This window comes from Dyadobacter alkalitolerans DSM 23607 (assembly GCF_000428845.1).
Taxonomy (GTDB): Bacteria; Bacteroidota; Bacteroidia; order Cytophagales; family Spirosomataceae; genus Dyadobacter; species Dyadobacter alkalitolerans.
Genome location: NZ_AUAS01000007.1, coordinates 343,038 through 361,940, shown reverse-complemented (window position 1 = coordinate 361,940; position 18,903 = coordinate 343,038). Strand labels below are relative to the sequence as shown.

Here is an 18,903-nt window from a genome sequence, read left to right as displayed (position 1 = left end):
TAAACTCCCCGGCGTAGTGAAATCGGGGCATTGCGTAGCCAAACCCCGGATAAATTCAGTAACACACCAATTCTTTTCGATTTGTTTCAAACTCCATTTGTGATACATTTATAGAACTCAACCAACAGCCTTGAATACAAGAAAACATTGAAATACTTTAACCTTATTATTCTGGTTTGTTTTATCGTAACTGCTTGTTCCAAAAAGGAATCGAAGCAGTTTACGATTGGCTTTTCGCAGTGCACGGGCAGTGATAACTGGCGTAAAACCATGCAGGAGAGCATGTACCGCGAGCTTTCTTTCAATCCGGAAATTAACTTTGTGATGAAGGATGCGGGCGGAAACAGTCAGAAACAAATCACGCAGATTGAAGCATTACTCGAACAAAAAATTGACCTGCTGATTGTATCTCCGAATGAAGCCGAGCCGATTACACCTGTTGTTGAGAAGGCCTATCAAAGCGGAATTCCGGTCATTATTCTGGATCGCCGGACCAATTCTGATCAGTATACAGCCTATGTCGGTGCGGACAATGTGGAAGTCGGGCAGGTTGCCGGGGCTTATACGAATACGCTTTTGAAAGGGAAGGGAAAGGTGATTGAGATCAGCGAAAAGCCTGGCTCGTCCGCGGATATTGATCGTCACAAAGGCTTTATGGAAACGATTACTCGTTTTCCGGGCATCCGATTGACGGCAAAACTGGATGGAGATTGGGACAAATATTCCTTTGAAGCTCCGCTGACAAAGCTGCTTGAAACGCATACGGATATTGATGTTATCTTCTGCCAGAATGATCGCCGTGCACTCAGCGCTTTTAAGGTTTGTAAAAATCTGGGTCTAGAAAAAAAGATCCGCCTGATTGGTGTAGACGGACTTACCGGCCCGAACGGAGGCATTGATCTGGTTGACAGGAACATTTTAAATGCAACCATTCTCTATCCTACCGGTGGAGAAGAAGCCATACGAACCGCCATTTCGATCCTGCAAAAGCGCCCTTTTAAAAGAGAAAACCGGCTGCAAATCACCATGATCGACTCGACCAATGTCCGGATCATGAAATTGCAGAGTGAAAAACTGGTGGCGCAGCAGCAAGACATTGAACGGCGGCAGGAAAAAATTGAGGAGCAGCGTGCGATCTCCGAAAACCAGAGCATTGTGATTTATACAGTTTCCATTACGCTTGCCCTCGCGCTCATTTTCGGGGCCATTTCCTTTTATTCTTTACGCGAAAACCGCAAGATCAACAAGCGCCTGGAAGTGCAGAACCATGAAATATCAGACCAAAAAAACCAGATCGAGCAACTGGCGCAAAGCGCTGAGATTGAAAACGAGGCGAAGCTCAAATTTTTCACCAACATTTCGCACGAATTCCGCACACCGCTGACATTGATTTTAGCACCGATTGAAGATGTCTTAGCCAGCGAAAAAATCCGTGACCCTTTGATCAAACAAGAGCTTTCACTCATCCGCAAAAACACATTAAGGCTGCTCAGGCTGGTCAGTCAGCTAATGGATTTCAGGAAACTGGGAAGTCACCGGATGCAGGTTCGTGCCGGGGAGCACAATTTGGTGACATTTGTGAAAGAAATTATGGTGGCTTTCGAACGCATTGCATCCAAACGCAAGATAGATTTTCAATTGATCGCCTCTGATCCCGAAGTGATGGTGTGGTTCGATGCTACGATGCTGGATAAGGTGATTTTTAATTTACTTTCCAATGCATTCAAGTTCACGCCGGATAAAGGCAGGGTTTATTTGTATATCAAAACAATTTCTTCCCATCAGGCGCAGATTACGGTAGAAGACAATGGAATAGGCATGACCGAATCGGAAGTTGCCCACGTTTTTGAAGTGTTTTATCAGGCTGAAAGCGGTTATAAAGCACTCGGGACCGGACTCGGCCTGGCACTTTCCAAAGAGTTGATCGCCCTTCATAAAGGAACAATTTCTGTTCGCAGTCAGCCCAATAAAGAAACAGCATTTATCATTGAACTGCCGCTAGGTAATAAACATTTCCAGGAAGACGAGTTACAACCCGAGCAGGCGGAAGATCTCTCTATGGTCCAAAACTTTGAAATTCAGGAAGATGATCCGGCGTCGGGCAATGCTGTAAAGGAGGTTTCAGTCCATGAGCAATCTGTGCTGCTTGTCGAAGACAACAATGATCTGGTAAGGCTTTTAGAACAAAAACTGAATGTCAATTACCAGATTCTGGTTGCCAATGATGGTGAAGAAGGACTAAGACTGGCATTTGAGCACATTCCGGATCTGATCGTGTGTGACGTGACATTGCCCAAGAAGGATGGATTGAGCGTGAGTGCTATCCTCAAAGCAGATTTCAGAACTTCGCACATTCCGGTCATTTTATTAACTGCGAGAACCACCATTGAACAGCAGATCGAAGGCATTCAGACAGGCGTGGATGCTTACATTACCAAGCCATTCAATCTGCAATATGTGCAGGAAAGCATTAAGACGTTACTGAAAAACCGGTCGGTGCTTCGGGAACATTATACCAGTGAATTGCCCATTGAAACCTCGTCGGGAATGAACCCCAACAAACTGGACAAGAAATTTATCACCCAATTCACTGCATATATAGAGGAGCGTTACGACAATTCTGAATTGAGCGTGGAAGATATTGGCAAAGACCTGGGCATGTCGCGGGTGCAGTTGTACAGAAAAGTGAAGGCGCTACTGGGCCTGAGCGTCAATGAATACATCCAGCAGGTGAGGCTTAACAAAGCGAAGTTCCTGCTTCGGAGAGACGATCTTACTATTGCAGATGTCGCCTATAAAGTCGGTTTCTCCTCTCCTACTTATTTTTCCACGGCCTTCAAAGGGAAATATAATCAAACGCCTATGGAATATAAAAAATCGTAAGCAAGCGTTTTTTTATTCAAGATTTTCACTCAATCATTCAATTTCTATTTAATCAATTACATCACAAATGATACAATTTTTAAACTTGATGTATCAAATTTGAAACACTGCTCATGTATCAAAATTTAAATAACAGGCTAATTCACTGATTATCACAAATATATACTTTCGAAATACCACTGTATCAAAGTTTAACTTTTTTGAGATATTATTTAGTTATTCCGGGTGGCAAGTGGCGGTAGTTTTGACAAAAAATCAGAACTACCAATGAAAAACAGTAAGGTATTAGTTTGGTCGATCGTCGTTGCACTTGGCGGATTCCTTTTCGGATTCGACACGGCCGTTATCTCGGGAGCGGAAAAAGCCATTCAACATTTATGGGAGCTGTCTGCAGTCGAACACGGGTTCACCGTTTCCATCGCACTCATAGGAACTGTGCTCGGCGCCATGTTAGGCGGCATCCCGGCAGACAGGCTTGGGAGAAAAACCACCTTATTTTGGATTGCCGTTCTCTATTTAGTTTCTTCACTCGGCTCAGCGCTGGCCACAGATTGGTATGCGTTCATATTTTTCCGCTTCCTTGGCGGCTTAGGTGTAGGTGCTTCCTCGGTTGCTGCGCCCATGTACATTTCCGAAATCTCTCCTGCCAAATCACGCGGAAAAATGGTTGGGCTATTCCAGTTCAATGTCGTTTTCGGAATTCTCATTGCCTACTTCTCAAATTATTTTATGCAGGATATGGGCGACAATGCGTGGCGCTGGATGCTGGGCGTGCAAGCATTGCCTTCGCTGATTTTCTTACTAGCAATTCTTTACGTTCCTGAAAGTCCACGCTGGCTGATCATGAAGAAAGGCGACGTGCAGCAGGCAAGGAAAATTCTGAACATTATCGATCCTGTGACCAGCGAAGAAACATTGCTTGCGATCAGGAATGCGAACGAAGAAACAAAAGACCAACCTTCCGCCCGTCTGTTTTCTGCCAAATACAAAACGCCTGTAATGCTTGCCATTCTGTTTGCGGTTTTCAATCAGGTTTCAGGCATTAATGCCATCATTTATTACAGTCCGCGCATTTTTGAAATGACGGGCTTGGGAGCAAAAGCTGCGTTTTTGTCTTCCGCAGGAATCGGTTTTGTCAACTTTGCATTCACACTTTTAGCCATCAACTTCATTGATCGTTTTGGCAGACGCACATTAATGGCGATCGGCTCCGTGGGCGTTATTATCACGCTTGGACTAGTGGCCAGGGCGTTCTTTATCCAGGATTTTACGGGCGTTCCGGTTTTTCTATTCGTTTACATTGCTTTTTTCGCATTCTCACAAGGCGCGGTCATCTGGGTTTTTATATCTGAAATTTTCCCTAATGAAGTGCGTGCAAATGGTCAGGCACTGGGAAGTTTTACCCACTGGTTCATGGCTGCCATTATCGCCTTTTCATTCCCCATCATTTCCGAATATCTGGGCGGCGGAATCACATTCACCTTCTTCGCAGTCATGATGGTTTTGCAGCTCATTTTCGTATGGCGCATCATGCCGGAAACCAAGGGAACCTCGCTGGAAAGGACTGATAAAACAATGATTCTACATTAATATCTCAACTTATATGACACCAAAAATAACCGTTTTCGGAGAAATGCTTTGGGACATGCTGCCTTCGGGCAAACAACCCGGCGGAGCACCCATGAATGTGGCCATTCACCTGAAAAACTTTGGCTTGAATCCGGCATTCATCAGCCGCGTCGGTGACGACGACCTAGGCGTTGAGCTCATGGATTACCTTAAAAATCAGGATCTTAATACAGATTTTATCCAAACCGGCATTACGCACCTTACCGGCATTGTAAAGGTAAATCTGACTGACAAAACAGAAGTTACTTACAAAATCGTGCAGCCCGTGGCCTGGGATTACATTATGACGACGCCTGAAAACAAGCAATTGGTTAAGGACTCAGATGTGTTTGTCTACGGCACGCTTTCCGTTCGCAGCCAGCAATCACGCGACACGCTTTTTGAATTGCTAAAAGATGCAAAACTGAAAGTTTTTGACGTCAACATTCGTCCCCCGCATCTGGACAGAGTCATCACCGAATATCTGCTGGAACAGGCCGACATTGTAAAAGTGAATGAGCATGAGCTCAACACCGTTTGCACCTGGTTTGGCATACAACCCGAAGTGGAAACGCAGATGAAATTCCTTTACGAACGCTTCAACCTGAAACTGGTTTGTGTAACGCTCGGTGCCGATGGCGCGCTCGTTCTTTCCAGCGATGGATTTCATTCGCAAGGCGGATATGAAGTGGAAGTGCAGGACACCATTGGCAGCGGCGATTCCTTTTTGGCGATGTTCCTCAAAGAATACATATGCGGCTCGTCCATTCCCACAGCCCTCAAAAAAGCCTGCGCAGTTGGTGCATTGGTTGCGTCCTATTCAGGTGCTACACCTGTTATTGCCGAAAAAGAAATTGCTGATTTTCTAACAAATAATCAAACGAATCATGTTTAAACGACTACCGCTTCTCGCTTTTGCCATACTCTGTTGGGTGCAACTTGCGGCTGCTCAATCCAACATTACCGGAACCGTGAAAGACGGCGCCGGCGTGACGCTCCCCGGAGTAAGTATCCTGGAAAAGGGTACAACCAATGGCACATTATCTGACGCTGATGGAAAGTATAGCATCAGCATTAATAGTGATGCAACGCTGGTATTTTCTTACGTGGGCATGGTGCCTAGTGAAGTGGTTCCGGGCACGAACAGTATCATGGATGTGACGCTGGAATATGATTCAAAAAGCCTGAATGAAGTAGTTGTTACCGGCTATCAGTCTGAGCGAAAGAAAGATATCACAGGTGCTGTAAGTGTGGTGAACATTAAAGACATAAAAGACAGCCAGGTGGGTAATCCGGCGAAAGCATTGCAGGGAAGAGTGCCAGGTGTGTTGATCACCACGGATGGAGCGCCCGGTGGCGGTGCCACGGTAAGGATCAGAGGAGGCAGCACATTGGGCAATAATGATCCGCTTTACATCATCGACGGCATTCCTACCAAAAGAGGATTGAATGAAATAAACCCAGCTGACGTCGAATCTATCCAAGTTTTGAAAGATGCTTCGTCCGCAACCATTTACGGTTCTCGGGCTGCAAATGGCGTTGTGATTGTTACCACCAAAAAAGCAAAAAACGGTCAATCGCGGTTGAATGTGAACATTTCCACTTCAATTCAGGATTACGCTTCTAAATTAAAAACACTGAATGCCGACGGCAGAGGCCGGGCTTATTGGCAGGCAGCAGTCAATGACAAAGCAGATCCGAACGCCAACCAGATTTATCAATACGATTGGAATAACGACTTCAATAGTCCGTCATTGAATCAAGTAAAGTATCCCGAATTCATTGATGCTGCAAAAACGATGAAACCTGCGAACACTTATTGGTATGATGAGATTTCACAAAAGTCTATCATTCAATCGTATGATATGTCTATTTCCAATGGTTCTGAAAAGGGAAATACGATGTTTTCGTTGGGCTATTACGATAATAAGGGAATTGTAAAATCGACGCATAATAAAAAATACACGGCAAGGCTGAACACGGATTTCTCCCTTTTTAAATCAAAACTAAAAATTGGAGAAAACCTGTCTGCTACTTACATCCAGGATGTGCAGTCTCCTACCGCCGACATATTGTTTGCATCGCTAGTATCGCAGCCCGTTGTGCCGGTCTACACCGAGGCTGGCGGCTGGGGTGGCCCTGCGTCCGGAATGACTGACCGACAAAATCCTGTCAGGCTGATTGAGGACAACAGGCAGAATAAAGGCAACTTTTACCGACTCTTCGGAAATGTATTTGCTGACCTGGAAATTATCCCAAAACTGCATCTTAAAACCAGCTACGGAATTGACTACAGCGGTGGTTACAAAAGGCTGCTCCGAAAATCGTACACCTCCGGTTTTTTGTCTGATCCAACCAATCAGATTTCTAACTTCCAGGACTACTCGGGAAATTCGATCTGGCAAAATACGCTGAACTATGACATTCAAACAGGTAAGCACCAGATCGGAATCGTTGTGGGTCAGGAAAGCATCCGATATATCTCCCAAGAATTTTCGGCAAGCAGAAGAGGCCTGGCATTGGAGAATATCAATTATAGTTATCTGAACGCTGGAAGCAACAACATTAATAATGGCGGCAGCGGCAGTGCGAATTCCCTTTTCTCCTATTTCGCGAAAGTTAATTACACTTATGCCGACAAATTCCTGGCATCGGCAACTGTACGCCGGGATGGTTCTTCACGTTTTGGAAAGGATAACCGCTTCGGAACATTCCCTGCATTTTCATTAGGTTACCGTTTGAGCGAAGAAGCATTCATTAAAGATATTCCTTTCATTTCCGACTTAAAACTGAGATACGGCTGGGGTCGCTCGGGTAACCAGGAAATCCCGAATAATGCTACGCAGTCTTTATACTCAGCCATTTACGGCAGCGATCCAACCTGGGATTTTGATAATGGCAGTGCGTATGACATTGGCGGAAATGGCACGGGTCAGCTTCCGTCTGGATTTACATTAATCCAACAAGGTAATGATGCCCTGAGATGGGAATCGCTAGCTGAATCGAATTTTGGTGTAGATTTTGGTTTCTTAAACAACACATTAACTGGCTCTGTTGATTATTTTCAAAGAAAAACATCCGACATCCTGATCAGCCCGGCCTATCTGGCTGTGATTGGCGATGGTGGAAACAGATTTACAAATGGCGCTTCGATGAAGAACAGCGGTTTCGAAGCTTTGCTTTCCTATGACACAAAAATTGGCAACGATCTAAGAATCAACCTGACAGGTAACTTCTCCCTGTATCGAAACAAAATCACTTATTTACCCAAAGAGGTGATCGCATCCTATCCGGGAAACGGAACGGATAAGACCATACTAGGCCGCCCGGCCAATTCATTCTTTGGATACGTAGCCGACGGAATATTCCAGAATCAGGGCGAAGTGGATAATGCTGCAACCCAGCCGGGAAAAGGTGTTGGGCGAATCAGATATGCAGATTTGAACAGCGATGGCACCATTGATGCGCAGGACAGGGATTTCATCGGAAACAGCACGCCAAAGTATATGTATGGCTTCAACACTTCCGTAAGCTGGAAAAATTTCGATCTGAGCTTTTTCTTCCAGGGGATCAATGTAAAGGTTCAAAACGAATTCAAAACCTACACCGATTTCTCGTCACTCTGGACGGGCACCAACTGGGGTGAACGGACGCTGGACGCGTGGACGCCCGAAAACACAAGTTCTGATATCCCTGCGCTGACATTGGTAGACAGGAATAACGAAGGCCGCTTCTCGACTTACTTTATTGAAAACGGTTCCTATTTGAAATTGAGAAACGCACAGATCGGCTACAATTTCAAGAGTTTGAATAGCCTGAAAATCCAGAGTGCGCGCGTGTATCTACAAGGGAGTAATTTATTTACAATTAAAAGTAAAGCTTTCACAGGCCCCGACCCTGAGATTCCAAACTTTGCTTTCCCCATCCCCGTCATAGGAACTATCGGACTGAATGTCACTTTCTAAAATTCTGAAATCATGATCACTAAAAAATTAATATACGCCCTGACATTGCTCATGGTGCTTTTCACGGGCTGCGATGATGCGCTGGTAGAACCGGCACAAGGTGTCATTTCGGGCGACGATTTGAATACGCCTGAAAATGTGGACAAGATGGTTATAGCCGCCTACTCCGCACTTGGAAATGATCATTACACCTCTCCTTTTTCCAGTATGTGGGCTTATGGGAGCATTCGCGGAGGCGATATGTACAAAGGCGGGGACGGGCCGGGTGATTTGTCCGAATTTCATTTGTTCGAAACATTTTCCCTGAACAGGGTTGATAATGCATTGATTGACCAGGTTTGGTTCAGATTGTATGTTGGCATCAGCCGGACAAATGATGCATTAAGAAGGGTAAGCGCAATGTCCGACGCGGATTATCCGCAAAAGGCAGTTCGTATGGGTGAATTGAAATTCCTGAGAGGGCACTTCTACTTTTTACTGAAAATCTTGTTCAAATATGTCCCTTACATAGACGAAACCATCGACAAAACCGACTATCCGACCATTTCCAATGACAAGCTATCAGATGCGGAACTGTGGTCGAAAATTGAAGCCGATTTCCGAAGTGCCGCTGAGAATTTACCTGACGACCAGAGCGACAAAGGCCGCGCTAACAAGTTTTCAGCAAAAGCATATCTGGCAAAAACCCTTTTGTACAAGGCATATGAACAAAACGAAACCCATGCCCTAGTAACTATTAACAAAGCCGTGCTGACGGAAGTAAATGCAATTTGTGATGAAGTGATCAACTCTGGCAAATACAACCTAAGTGCTGATTTTGCTGACAACTTTTTAACAGCAACAGAAAACGGTCCGGAGTCCGTATTTGCAATCCAATACTCAAAAAACGACGGAACGCCGCTAGGAAGGCTTGACTACGGGCATGCGCTGAATTATACCATGAATCAGGAATACGGATGCTGCGGTTTCCACGTCCCCAGCCACGACCTGATCAATTCCTTCAAAACCAGTGCTGACGGACTGCCGCTGTTTCAAACCTACGCTGCGAATGACGTGGCAGCATCCCTCGACTTCCAGACCAGCTCGTTCGATCCTCGGCTGGACCACACCGTAGCAAGGCCAAATGCTCCGTTTAAATATGGAAAAAATTATGTATTCCAAAAATCCTGGGCGCGTGCCCCGGCGGTTTACGGCGCTTTTGCCAGCATTAAAGAAGTGGTTTTGCCAACGGATCCGTCTTTTCAAAAAGTGCCTCCTTTTATGTCCAGTGCGAAAAACTGGCAGATTATCAGGTTCTCAGATGTGCTGCTTTGGAAAGCAGAAGCATTAATAGAACTGGGTAGACACGACGAAGCATTTCCTTTGATCAACAGGATACGCTCCCGCGCAGCCACAAGCATTGGTTTGCTAGTAACAGCGGATGGAAAACCTACGGCCAATTTCAGGATCAAACCGTACGTTAAAAGTTCGGATTGGACACAGAACTATGCAAGAATGGCCTTGCGCTGGGAAAGACGACTTGAATTTGCGGGCGAAGGCTACCATTTCTTCGACCTGGTTCGCTGGGGCGTTGCGGCGCAAACGATTAATGCCTATTTCCAGATTGAAAAAACCAGGGCAACGCATTTAGGAGATGCCCGCTTTATAGCCGGTCGGGATGAATATCTTCCGATTCCATTGAATCAAATTAATTTCAGCAGTGGCTTGTACAAACAGAATGCAGGCTGGTAAATGTCAGCAACTGGTCTGATCCAAAAACAATCAAATAACGATATGAAAAAAATAATCATTGCATTACTCCTCATTTGCGCTATAACCGGCTCAACCGCTATCGCGCAGACATTTAAGGAAAAATACCGCCCGCAATTTCACTTTACCCCAAAAGCCAACTGGATGAACGATCCGAATGGGATGGTGTATCACAACGGGATTTACCATTTGTTTTATCAATACTATCCCGACGACAAGATTTGGGGACCCATGCATTGGGGACATGCTACGAGCAAAGATATGATCGCCTGGAAAGAGCAGCCGATCGCTTTGTATCCGGATAGTCTGGGTTACATCTTTTCGGGAAGTGCGGTTGTAGATAAAAATAATACAGCCGGATTCGGGAAAGACGCATTAGTAGCCATTTTCACGCATCACGACCCAGTTCAGGAAAAGCAAAAAACCGGCAAACACGAAACGCAAAGCATCGCATACAGCCTGGACGACGGCAAAACCTGGACGAAATACAAGGGCAACCCCGTGCTTCAAAATCCGGGCATAACCGATTTTCGCGATCCGAAAGTTAGGTGGTTTGAGGCGCAGAAAAAATGGGTGATGACTTTGGCAACCAAAGATAGAATTACATTTTATTCGTCACCTGACCTGAAATCGTGGACGCGTGAAAGTGAATTCGGAGCAAACGAAGGCGGCCATGGCGGCGTATGGGAATGTCCTGATCTGTTTCCGATCAAACACGAAGGGAAAGACATTTGGGTGCTGATCGTCAACATTAACCCGGGTGGCCCAAACAAGGGTTCTGCTGGTCAGTATTTCCTAGGAAATTTTGACGGTAAGACATTCACTTCCAACTCAAAAGAAACCAAATGGCTGGATTTCGGAACCGACAATTATGCAGCTGTAACATTCGCCAACACAGGCAACCGCAACATTCTGATGGGATGGATGAGCAACTGGCAATACGCCAATCAGGTTCCCACAGATCCGTGGAGAAGCGCCAATACAATCGCCCGTGAACTGGGGTTGAAAACGGTTGGCAAAGAAATTTACCTGACTTCGGTTCCGGTTAAAGAACTGGATGTGCTGAACACGACTGGTTTTTCAATGAAAAGTGTAAAGGTGAAAGATCAATTGGATCTGACGGATAAAGCAAAAAACAAAACCGGCTTATTTAGATTGGATTTAACGACCAAAAACACAGCCGATTTCTCCATCGTACTAGCCAATGAAGCAGGCAACGAACTGATCATTGGATATGACAAAGCTAAAAATCAATACTACATTGACCGTTCCAAATCAGGAAAAATCGACTTTGAAAAGGGTTTTGGAGAAAAACACATTGCACCCAGGTTTGCAGCCGAAACTAACATTCCACTAACATTGATTGCAGATGTTGCTTCCGTAGAGCTATTTGCCGACAACGGGTTAACGGTGATGACCGATATTTTCTTTCCTGAAACGCCAATGTCCAAATTATCTATTAAATCCGTTTCAGGCATTACTGTTGATAATCTGAAATATACGGTTTTGAAACCTTCGGTAGAATAATCATCTATTTCCAGAACCAAACCGGATTAGCCCGTGCTTCAATGACGCCGGAACGAGCATTATCTCCATGTTCTTCCGACGAACCAAGGATCTCGATATTTTTAATTTCTGTTAAATCAGTTTTTTCAAATCTTAAAAAAGCGCCGGACTTCTCGATAAATGCACGCGTACTGTCGTCATCAAAGCTGACCTGATCAGCCTGATCGGCGTAAAAGACGGATACCAGCGGATTTCTTAGTAAAATCGTTGCCTGTGCAGATTGCGCAGGCAACGATTTTACACCGCGGTCCGTATAGGCGGCACGGAAAATGAAGCTGCCGTCGGAATGGCCTTTTGGGACAATCGTTGTGTAGCTTCCTTTTACCGGCAATGTGTTTGCGGATTTTGGTGTCAAAATATACCTTACAATACCTTTTAAGTCACCACGACTTCAAGCAAAACCTTCGGGAGCTTTCCAACAGTTCTTTTCCAGGCCATTCATAACGCACCAGCACATTTTTCGCCGGATCGCCAGCCGGGGAATAGTAAATGTAGATCCAATGGTTTTTGTCGTAATCAGGATCAAGGATCACACCCTGCACGCCGTCTTCTCCTCGGTAACCTCCCCTTTTTTACTCACATATTTTGTACTGACCGCGAATTCACCTATCGTCTCTGTTGCTTCCGACTTTGGGTCATAAACCTTCAATTTTCCTTTCCTTTCAGCATAAAGCACTCTGCCATCTTTCAAAATTTGAAATTGCATGGGTTCTTCAAGACGTTGGGCCAATACAACTTTGGTAAACCGGTTACTTTCAGGCTTTTTCAATGTTTGCGCAAACACCGAAAACATTGAAATACAGACAGTAATCCATGTTAAGACCAGTTGCCCGGCCTTAGCATTAAGTTGTTGAAAACAGATTGTAACATTATAGTCGAGGAATTGAGGCTATCGATTGAATTTGCAAACAAACATGAAAATCCGTTTGTCAGCTACCGAAATCAGCAAGGAAAACACAAATTATGCCGGAATATTCCCGACCATTTCCAGCTTGGTTTTCACTAATTCCGTGATTTTGCAGGTGGCTTTTGGAAACACTTTCCGAAGGTCAATGTCGTTGGTGTAAGTTAATTCGGCTTTTAGGGAAGCCATGAAAATGTTCTTGATTTCGGTCGCCAGGTTTACTTTACAAATCCCGTTCGAAATTGCCCGCTGCACCTGCGTATGCGGCACGCCCGAACTCCCGTGTAAAACCAGGGTCGCGGCAGTTTTCTCTGCAATTTTGCGTAATAGATCAATGTCCAGCTTCGGCTCTTCTTTGTAAAATCCATGCGCTGTGCCGATGGCTACCGCCAGGGCATCAACCCCCGTTTCTTCCACAAATGCAGCCGCTTCATCTGGTTGCGTAAAGCCTGTGGTATGATGTGATTGCCCTAATTTTGCAACATAACCCAGCTCAGCTTCCACGTGCGCTTCGTATTTCCTTGCACGCTCGACCACTTCCCTGGTAAGCCTCACATTGTCCTCAAAAGGAAGCTCGCTGCCGTCGATCATTACCGAATCAAAACCCACATCCAGGCAGCGCTGCACCAGCTCTACCGAACCGCCGTGATCCAGATGTATCCAGCCTTCCACGCCGAATTCTTCCAATCCGTTCCGTCCCAGGTTTACGGCTGTTTTCAGCCCCATGTACTCAATGGAACTTTGGGTAAGTTGCAGAATGACAGGCTGTTTTGTTTCGGCCGCAGCCTGCAACACACCGTGTAATGTTTCCAGATCGTAATAATTGGTAGCCAACAAGCCTTTTTTGAGCTGTGTTAATTCTTGTAGTTTTTCTTTCAGTTTCATATCAGGCTTAGTTCGATTCCCAAAATATCTTTGATCCGCTCCTTCAATCTGGCACGATCGCAAAATGCACCAGTGCCGCCCGCTGCGGTCGTATTCAATGCGCCCATCATGTTGCCCTGCCGCAGGCATTCTTCCAGGGAAGCTCCTGACATGTATTTTTGAATAAATCCTGCATTGAAGGAATCACCCGCGCCTATTGCGTCCACGAATGGTAAAACCTCAAAGGAAGGCACCGTAATTTGCTGCCCGTCCTGGATTCCTAAACTTCCTTTTCTGCCCATTTTCAGAGCCAGGGTATTCAGGTAAGGTGAGATTTTGTCAATTGCGCTGTTGATCGAACCGGTTTTGGTAAGGGCTAGCAATTCCGATTCATTTGGCATAAAAACATCTACATAGGGCAGGCACCGCGCATAGTCAAATTCCCACTGCTCGGTCGGGTCCCATTGCAGATCCAGCGAAGTGGTCATACCAGCCGCGTGCGCACTAATTAAAATCTGCTCAATGTCGTGTTGAATCCCTTTTTGAAGAAACAGGCTTGATACATGCAAATGCTGGTAAACAGCAGAGTTTTCAAAAGGTATATCATGGATTGTCAACGCATTCATCGCACCCGGATAAGTCACATTGGCCCGATCCTGTTCGTAATTTAAGATCAGCGTGCAACCTGTTTTCTGGCCTTTGACTTTCGTGACATGCGCGCAGCTAACCGACTTGCGTTCCAGTTCCCGCAGAATGTAATCACCGTTATAATCGTCCCCTACTACGCCACAAAACGCAGTATCGACACCCATTGCAGCACTGTTAGCGGCCATAATGGCCGAAGAACTGCCCAGGCACATCTCCATCTCCTCTGCGATCATCTCCTTTCCAACTTGCGGAAAAGCCTGGATTTTATTTAAGATCAGGTCGACATTCAATTCGCCGACTACCAATAGTTTAGGAATAGCCATCATTAATGCTCATTATTATTCCTTGTAAATATTTACTCCCTGCACCACCCTGCTGATCGATCCCGACGTCGACGGACTATCCGGATCAATCCCAAAATGCACTGCGCTGAAATAACCCAGCAACTGCCCTACAAGCGTAACCGGGATCATCTGATATTGATTTTCAGGATCAATGTCCAATTCTATTTTGCTGCTGTTCGGCAATGACAATCCGGAAAAACGCCCTATTTGCAGACATTGAATTTCCCTGGCGTCACGCGAAATGTCATGGGCAAGATCACGCTCGTAACGCATCACGTGCGGATTTCTTGAAAACAGATAGACGATCAGCGTATGCTCATTCACAAAAGCCCTTGGCCCGTGCCTGAAACCTAAAAACGAATCCGACATGCACAACAGCTTTCCATCGGTTAGTTCGAGCAATTTCAAATGACATTCTTTGGCAATGCCCAGATACGCTCCCGAGCCTAGAAACACTACCCGTTCAAAACCTTTCAGGGCCAGTGATTCAAGCAAATACTTTTCATCCAGGATTGCATGCCCCTGATCCGTGATGTGTTTGATTTTTTCGAATTCACCTTCCAATGCATCTACGCGCGCAACCAGCATGGCACTGAGCAACATACAAGTAAAACTGCTGGTCATCGCCAGGCTCTTGTCATTGGTCGCTTCGGGTAAAACAATGCAGTATATGTGACCTGCGGCAACCGAATTCATTTTCGCCAGCGCGCCCTCACTATTGCAGGTAATGATCAAATGATAAATTTCATCACAGCAAGCATCGGCCAGCCTCACTGCCTCGACACTTTCCGGACTATTACCTGATCTAGCAAATGATATCAAAAGTGTAGGAACCGAGCGGATAAAAACAGCGTCCGGCTGGGTAACAATTTCCGTCGTATGCACCGCCCGAACGGGTCTGTCCCACGTTTTTTGCAAAGTTCCTTGTGCCGCCTCACCGATAAATCCCGAAGTGCCTGCGCCGGTCAGCACTATGCTCAGGGTCTCTTTTTGTAAAATGGGACGTAGGAAGCCGGCTATTTCCTGACTTTGTTCATTAATTAGTTGATATACTTCCTGCCAAAGCTCGGGTTGTGACAAGATTTCTCGCTGGGTGTGTGCTTCCCCACCGCTTTTGAGCACACTGATTTCATTTTTCTGCATTATTAGGGCGGTAATTATGGATCATATTTGTTTCATTTTGAAATACATTTCGATGGCCTCTCAAAGTAAACATCATAAAACGAAAGTAAAAAGAATTTTTAAACCTTTCTTTTACTTTATTTATTCTTACTTATATATTGCAGAAAAATATTAGCGTATTTTTAGCAAGTAACCTGCTTCTAAATGATGTACGTTACAAGACATTCGCTCCCAGACCCACTTATATGACATCAATGGAAACGAAGCCCTCATCCCGGGGACTTTTGATAGCCGATTTATCCAAAATCAGAAAAGTAGGCACGCCGCTGCTATCTCCTGTTGGCGGGGAGCTTGTATATCACATTTCCGTAGCGGATTTAGCTGAAAATGATCGTTATGATTTGACGATTCTTTTGTCGGCAGACAGAACTGCGAAAACCATTTTGGGCCGAGGCAATGTGCATGCCTGGTCGCCCGACGGGAAGGAGCTTTTATACGAAACCGCCGAAGGCGACCTTTACATTTACACCGTTCAGACAGCAGCAAGCCGATTTTTGGTCCGTCGGCATGATTCTTCCTACTTCATCAATCATCTGGCAGAAAAGAACTGTATCTGGTCGCCGGATGGACAATTTATCGCCTACCTCAGCGCAGACATTGCAACAGCAGAACCAGAAAATGAAGATATCCGGGTCATAGACGGCCTGCTTTATAAATCCAAAGGCGGACTAGGCAGGGCCACTTATGCCGACTCTTCCTATACGCATATACATATAATCGCTGCTGCGGGAGGATCACCGGAAATGATCACGCAGGGCCAGGTTAATGAACATTCCATTAGCTGGTCACCAGACAGTCAGCACATTGCGTTCATCAGCAACAGAAGCGCGCGGCCTGATGATATGCAGGAGAGCGATGTCTGGAGGGTTGATATTTTTACAAAAGTAATCACCCGCCTCACGCAGCATACGGGCCTGGCTTATCAACCAGCCTGGTCGCCGGATGGAAGCAACATTGCCTTTTTGGCCGTTTCAGGGGCCTTCGGGACCAACGACAGCACTGCTGAGGATACGCATATCGCATTGATTTCTGCCAACGGTGAAAACTTTCGCTATCTGACCAAATCGTTTGACCGGCGGATTGAGCACATTCGCTGGCATCCGTCCGGACATTACATCTATTTCACTGCGGGTGATCGTGGGGACACATCCATTTACCGCGTAAGCATTGATAAAGAAGAAGTTGGATTAGTTCTGGGCGGCGCAAGCTGCATTTCTGAATTTTGTTTGGATAAAAACGGAGAAGACTTTGTATTTGTAAAGTCAGCTACAAATCATCCGGCTGAGCTTTTTTCAGCCAAAAACCACGGCGCAGTTTCGGACCAGATCACGCACGAAAATACAGATTGGCTCGAAACAAAAACGCTGCAACAAGCCGAAGCATTCTGGTTTGAGAGCTTTGATGGAACGGCAATCCAGGGATGGCTTATGCCGCCGGTGGATTTTGAGCATACACAACATTATCCGCTGATCCTTTTGATTCATGGCGGCCCGCACAACATGTTTGGCCATGATTTTGACGAACGTATGCATTTGCTTTCACAGGCGGGCTATGCGGTTGTGTATATAAACCCAAGAGGCAGCCACGGCTACGGACAAGCATTTTCGAACGGCACCATTAATAACTGGGGCGGCGGTGATTATCAGGATCTAATGGCCGGTGTGGATTTTGTTTTGGAGAAAAACTCCTGGCTTAACGCCGCACAACTGGGCGTGACCGGCCAGAGTTACGGAGGTTATATGACAAACTGGATCGTCACGCAGACTTCGCGTTTCAAAGCAGCGGTTACGGATGGCGGGCTCAGTAACCTTGTCAGTTTTGCGGGAACTTCCTTGTATCACTCCTTAATGGAATCTGAATTCGGAGGCCGCGCTTATGAGCAATTCGACTTGCTTTGGCAATGGTCGCCACTGCGGAATGCGGCCCAGGTAACCACGCCAACATTGATTCTTCACGGCGAAACCGATAACGAAGTTCCTTTTTCCCAGGCCGAAGAAATGTATATCGCCCTGAAAAAGAAAGGTGTAAAGACGCAGCTCGTGCAATACAAAGGCGAAGGTCACGGCTGGCGGCCCGAACTGAAACCATACAGCAAAGCCGATCTGAACAGGCGAATGATCAATTGGTTTGACACTTATGTTAAATCCGCAGCTCCTTAGCTATCAATCGCTTACATGAAAATCAAGAAACACCAATTGTACAAAAGCAGCAAAATCAAAGATTAATGAGCAGCACCAAAAACCACTGGCCGATTTACGTAATTATTCATGTCCTGTTCATCGGGGTGTGGGGCGCTGTCATAGAAATTCCAGAGAAAAATGGCTTTCCTGCAACATTGGGCTACGCCGTCTGGGCGCTGACGATGATCCCGGCTGCATTGGCGGCCTTAAAATTAAAGAACTGGAAACTGGATTTTGATAAAAGATCGGTGCTATGGGGTAGCGCGGTAGGCCTGTTGGGAGCTGGCGGGCAACTGGCGCTTTTCTTCATCCTGCGCATTGCGCCAGCCTATCTCGTCTTCCCGATCCTGTCACTCACGCCGGTGGTTACGATCCTGCTGGCCGTTGTATTACTTCATGAAAAAACGGGCAAAAAAGGGTGGATCGGAATTGCACTGGCGCTGATTTCCATTTTTATGCTTTCCTACCAGCCTGCCGGCTCGGCCCGGACCAGCGGCTATATGTGGCTGGCGCTCACGGCTATACCGCTTCTTGCCTGGGGGGCCCAAGGCTGTATCATGCGGTTTGCCAACGAGATCATGTCGGCCGAAAGTCTCTATTTTTATATGATGCTCTCGTCTATTGCGCTGATCCCGCTTGCCTTATACATGACGGATTTTACCCAGCCTATCGAATGGGGGTTTAAGGGCCCTTACTTATCTGCTATCTTACAGTCACTGAACGCATTTGGTGCGCTTTGCCTGGTTTATGCCTTTCGTTACGGCAAAGCGATCATCATTGCACCCATCACCACCGCCCTTGCGCCAGTGCTTACCGTTACATTATCACTGGCCTTATACCAAACCATTCCACATCCCATTATTATCGCAGGAATTATTCTGACCATTGTAGCAGCCCTGCTCATGGGGTTTGAAGAAGCCAGCAACGCATAAGTTGAAAGATTAGAAAACTCAATATTTGAAAGAAAATAGAAATGAAATGAAGATTTTTTTATTTCATATATAGTTTTT

14 protein-coding genes are annotated in these 18,903 nt (G+C 45.8%); 8 read left to right on the top strand and 6 right to left on the bottom strand.

The window, feature by feature from the left end:
• Window positions 1-147 precede the first annotated feature (147 nt).
• The 6 genes from G395_RS0116570 (at window position 148) to G395_RS0116545 (ending at window position 11,732) form a co-directional block, all read left to right on the top strand.
• Window positions 148-2,883, top strand: a complete 2,736-nt coding sequence (locus G395_RS0116570; RefSeq protein WP_026631077.1) for a substrate-binding domain-containing protein — start codon at window positions 148-150, stop codon at window positions 2,881-2,883.
• 267 nt (window positions 2,884-3,150) lie between these two features.
• The gene (locus tag G395_RS0116565) at window positions 3,151-4,473 is read left to right on the top strand and encodes a sugar porter family MFS transporter (RefSeq protein WP_026631076.1); all 1,323 of its coding nucleotides are present in this window, start codon (window positions 3,151-3,153) and stop codon (window positions 4,471-4,473) included.
• Between the two features lie 13 nt (window positions 4,474-4,486).
• Window positions 4,487-5,386 (top strand): carbohydrate kinase family protein, encoded by a 900-nt coding sequence (locus G395_RS0116560; protein WP_026631075.1) that lies wholly within the window; start codon window positions 4,487-4,489, stop codon window positions 5,384-5,386.
• Window positions 5,379-8,456, top strand: a complete 3,078-nt coding sequence (locus G395_RS0116555) for a SusC/RagA family TonB-linked outer membrane protein (RefSeq protein ID WP_026631074.1) — start codon at window positions 5,379-5,381, stop codon at window positions 8,454-8,456. The genes G395_RS0116560 and G395_RS0116555 overlap by 8 nt, the downstream gene beginning before the upstream one ends.
• Before the next feature lie 12 nt (window positions 8,457-8,468).
• A complete protein-coding gene (locus G395_RS0116550; protein WP_026631073.1) occupies window positions 8,469-10,187 on the top strand; it encodes a RagB/SusD family nutrient uptake outer membrane protein in 1,719 nt (572 codons plus the stop codon).
• 42 nt (window positions 10,188-10,229) lie between these two features.
• The gene (locus tag G395_RS0116545) at window positions 10,230-11,732 is read left to right on the top strand and encodes a glycoside hydrolase family 32 protein (protein WP_026631072.1); all 1,503 of its coding nucleotides are present in this window, start codon (window positions 10,230-10,232) and stop codon (window positions 11,730-11,732) included.
• Window positions 11,733-11,736: 4 nt separating this feature from the next.
• On the opposite strand, the gene G395_RS0116540 is transcribed toward G395_RS0116545, so the two are convergent.
• From G395_RS0116540 to G395_RS0116515, 6 genes are all read right to left on the bottom strand, one after another.
• The gene (locus G395_RS0116540; RefSeq protein ID WP_026631071.1) at window positions 11,737-12,126 is read right to left on the bottom strand and encodes a hypothetical protein; all 390 of its coding nucleotides are present in this window, start codon (window positions 12,124-12,126) and stop codon (window positions 11,737-11,739) included.
• Between the two features lie 25 nt (window positions 12,127-12,151).
• Window positions 12,152-12,304, bottom strand: a complete 153-nt coding sequence (locus G395_RS33095; protein ID WP_374754386.1) for a hypothetical protein — start codon at window positions 12,302-12,304, stop codon at window positions 12,152-12,154.
• Window positions 12,301-12,540 (bottom strand): hypothetical protein, encoded by a 240-nt coding sequence (locus tag G395_RS0116530; RefSeq protein WP_169720047.1) that lies wholly within the window; start codon window positions 12,538-12,540, stop codon window positions 12,301-12,303. The genes G395_RS33095 and G395_RS0116530 overlap by 4 nt, the downstream gene beginning before the upstream one ends.
• A gap of 192 nt (window positions 12,541-12,732) precedes the next feature.
• Entirely contained in the window at window positions 12,733-13,560 is an 828-nt protein-coding gene (locus G395_RS0116525) for a class II fructose-bisphosphate aldolase (protein ID WP_026631069.1), read from the bottom strand.
• Window positions 13,557-14,513, bottom strand: a complete 957-nt coding sequence (locus tag G395_RS0116520; protein WP_229204191.1) for a carbohydrate kinase family protein — start codon at window positions 14,511-14,513, stop codon at window positions 13,557-13,559. The genes G395_RS0116525 and G395_RS0116520 overlap by 4 nt, the downstream gene beginning before the upstream one ends.
• A 12-nt stretch (window positions 14,514-14,525) precedes the next feature.
• Complete coding sequence (locus tag G395_RS0116515) at window positions 14,526-15,674, bottom strand: SIS domain-containing protein (RefSeq protein WP_026631067.1); 1,149 nt, start codon at window positions 15,672-15,674, stop codon at window positions 14,526-14,528.
• A 233-nt stretch (window positions 15,675-15,907) separates the two neighbouring features.
• On the opposite strand from G395_RS0116515, the gene G395_RS0116505 reads away from it, so the two are divergent.
• Window positions 15,908-17,872, top strand: coding sequence for a S9 family peptidase (locus G395_RS0116505; RefSeq protein ID WP_026631066.1), 1,965 nt, complete (start codon window positions 15,908-15,910; stop codon window positions 17,870-17,872).
• A 65-nt stretch (window positions 17,873-17,937) separates the two neighbouring features.
• On the top strand, window positions 17,938-18,825 hold the full coding sequence (locus G395_RS0116500; protein WP_026631065.1) for an EamA family transporter: 888 nt from the start codon (window positions 17,938-17,940) through the stop codon (window positions 18,823-18,825).
• Window positions 18,826-18,903: the final 78 nt, after the last annotated feature.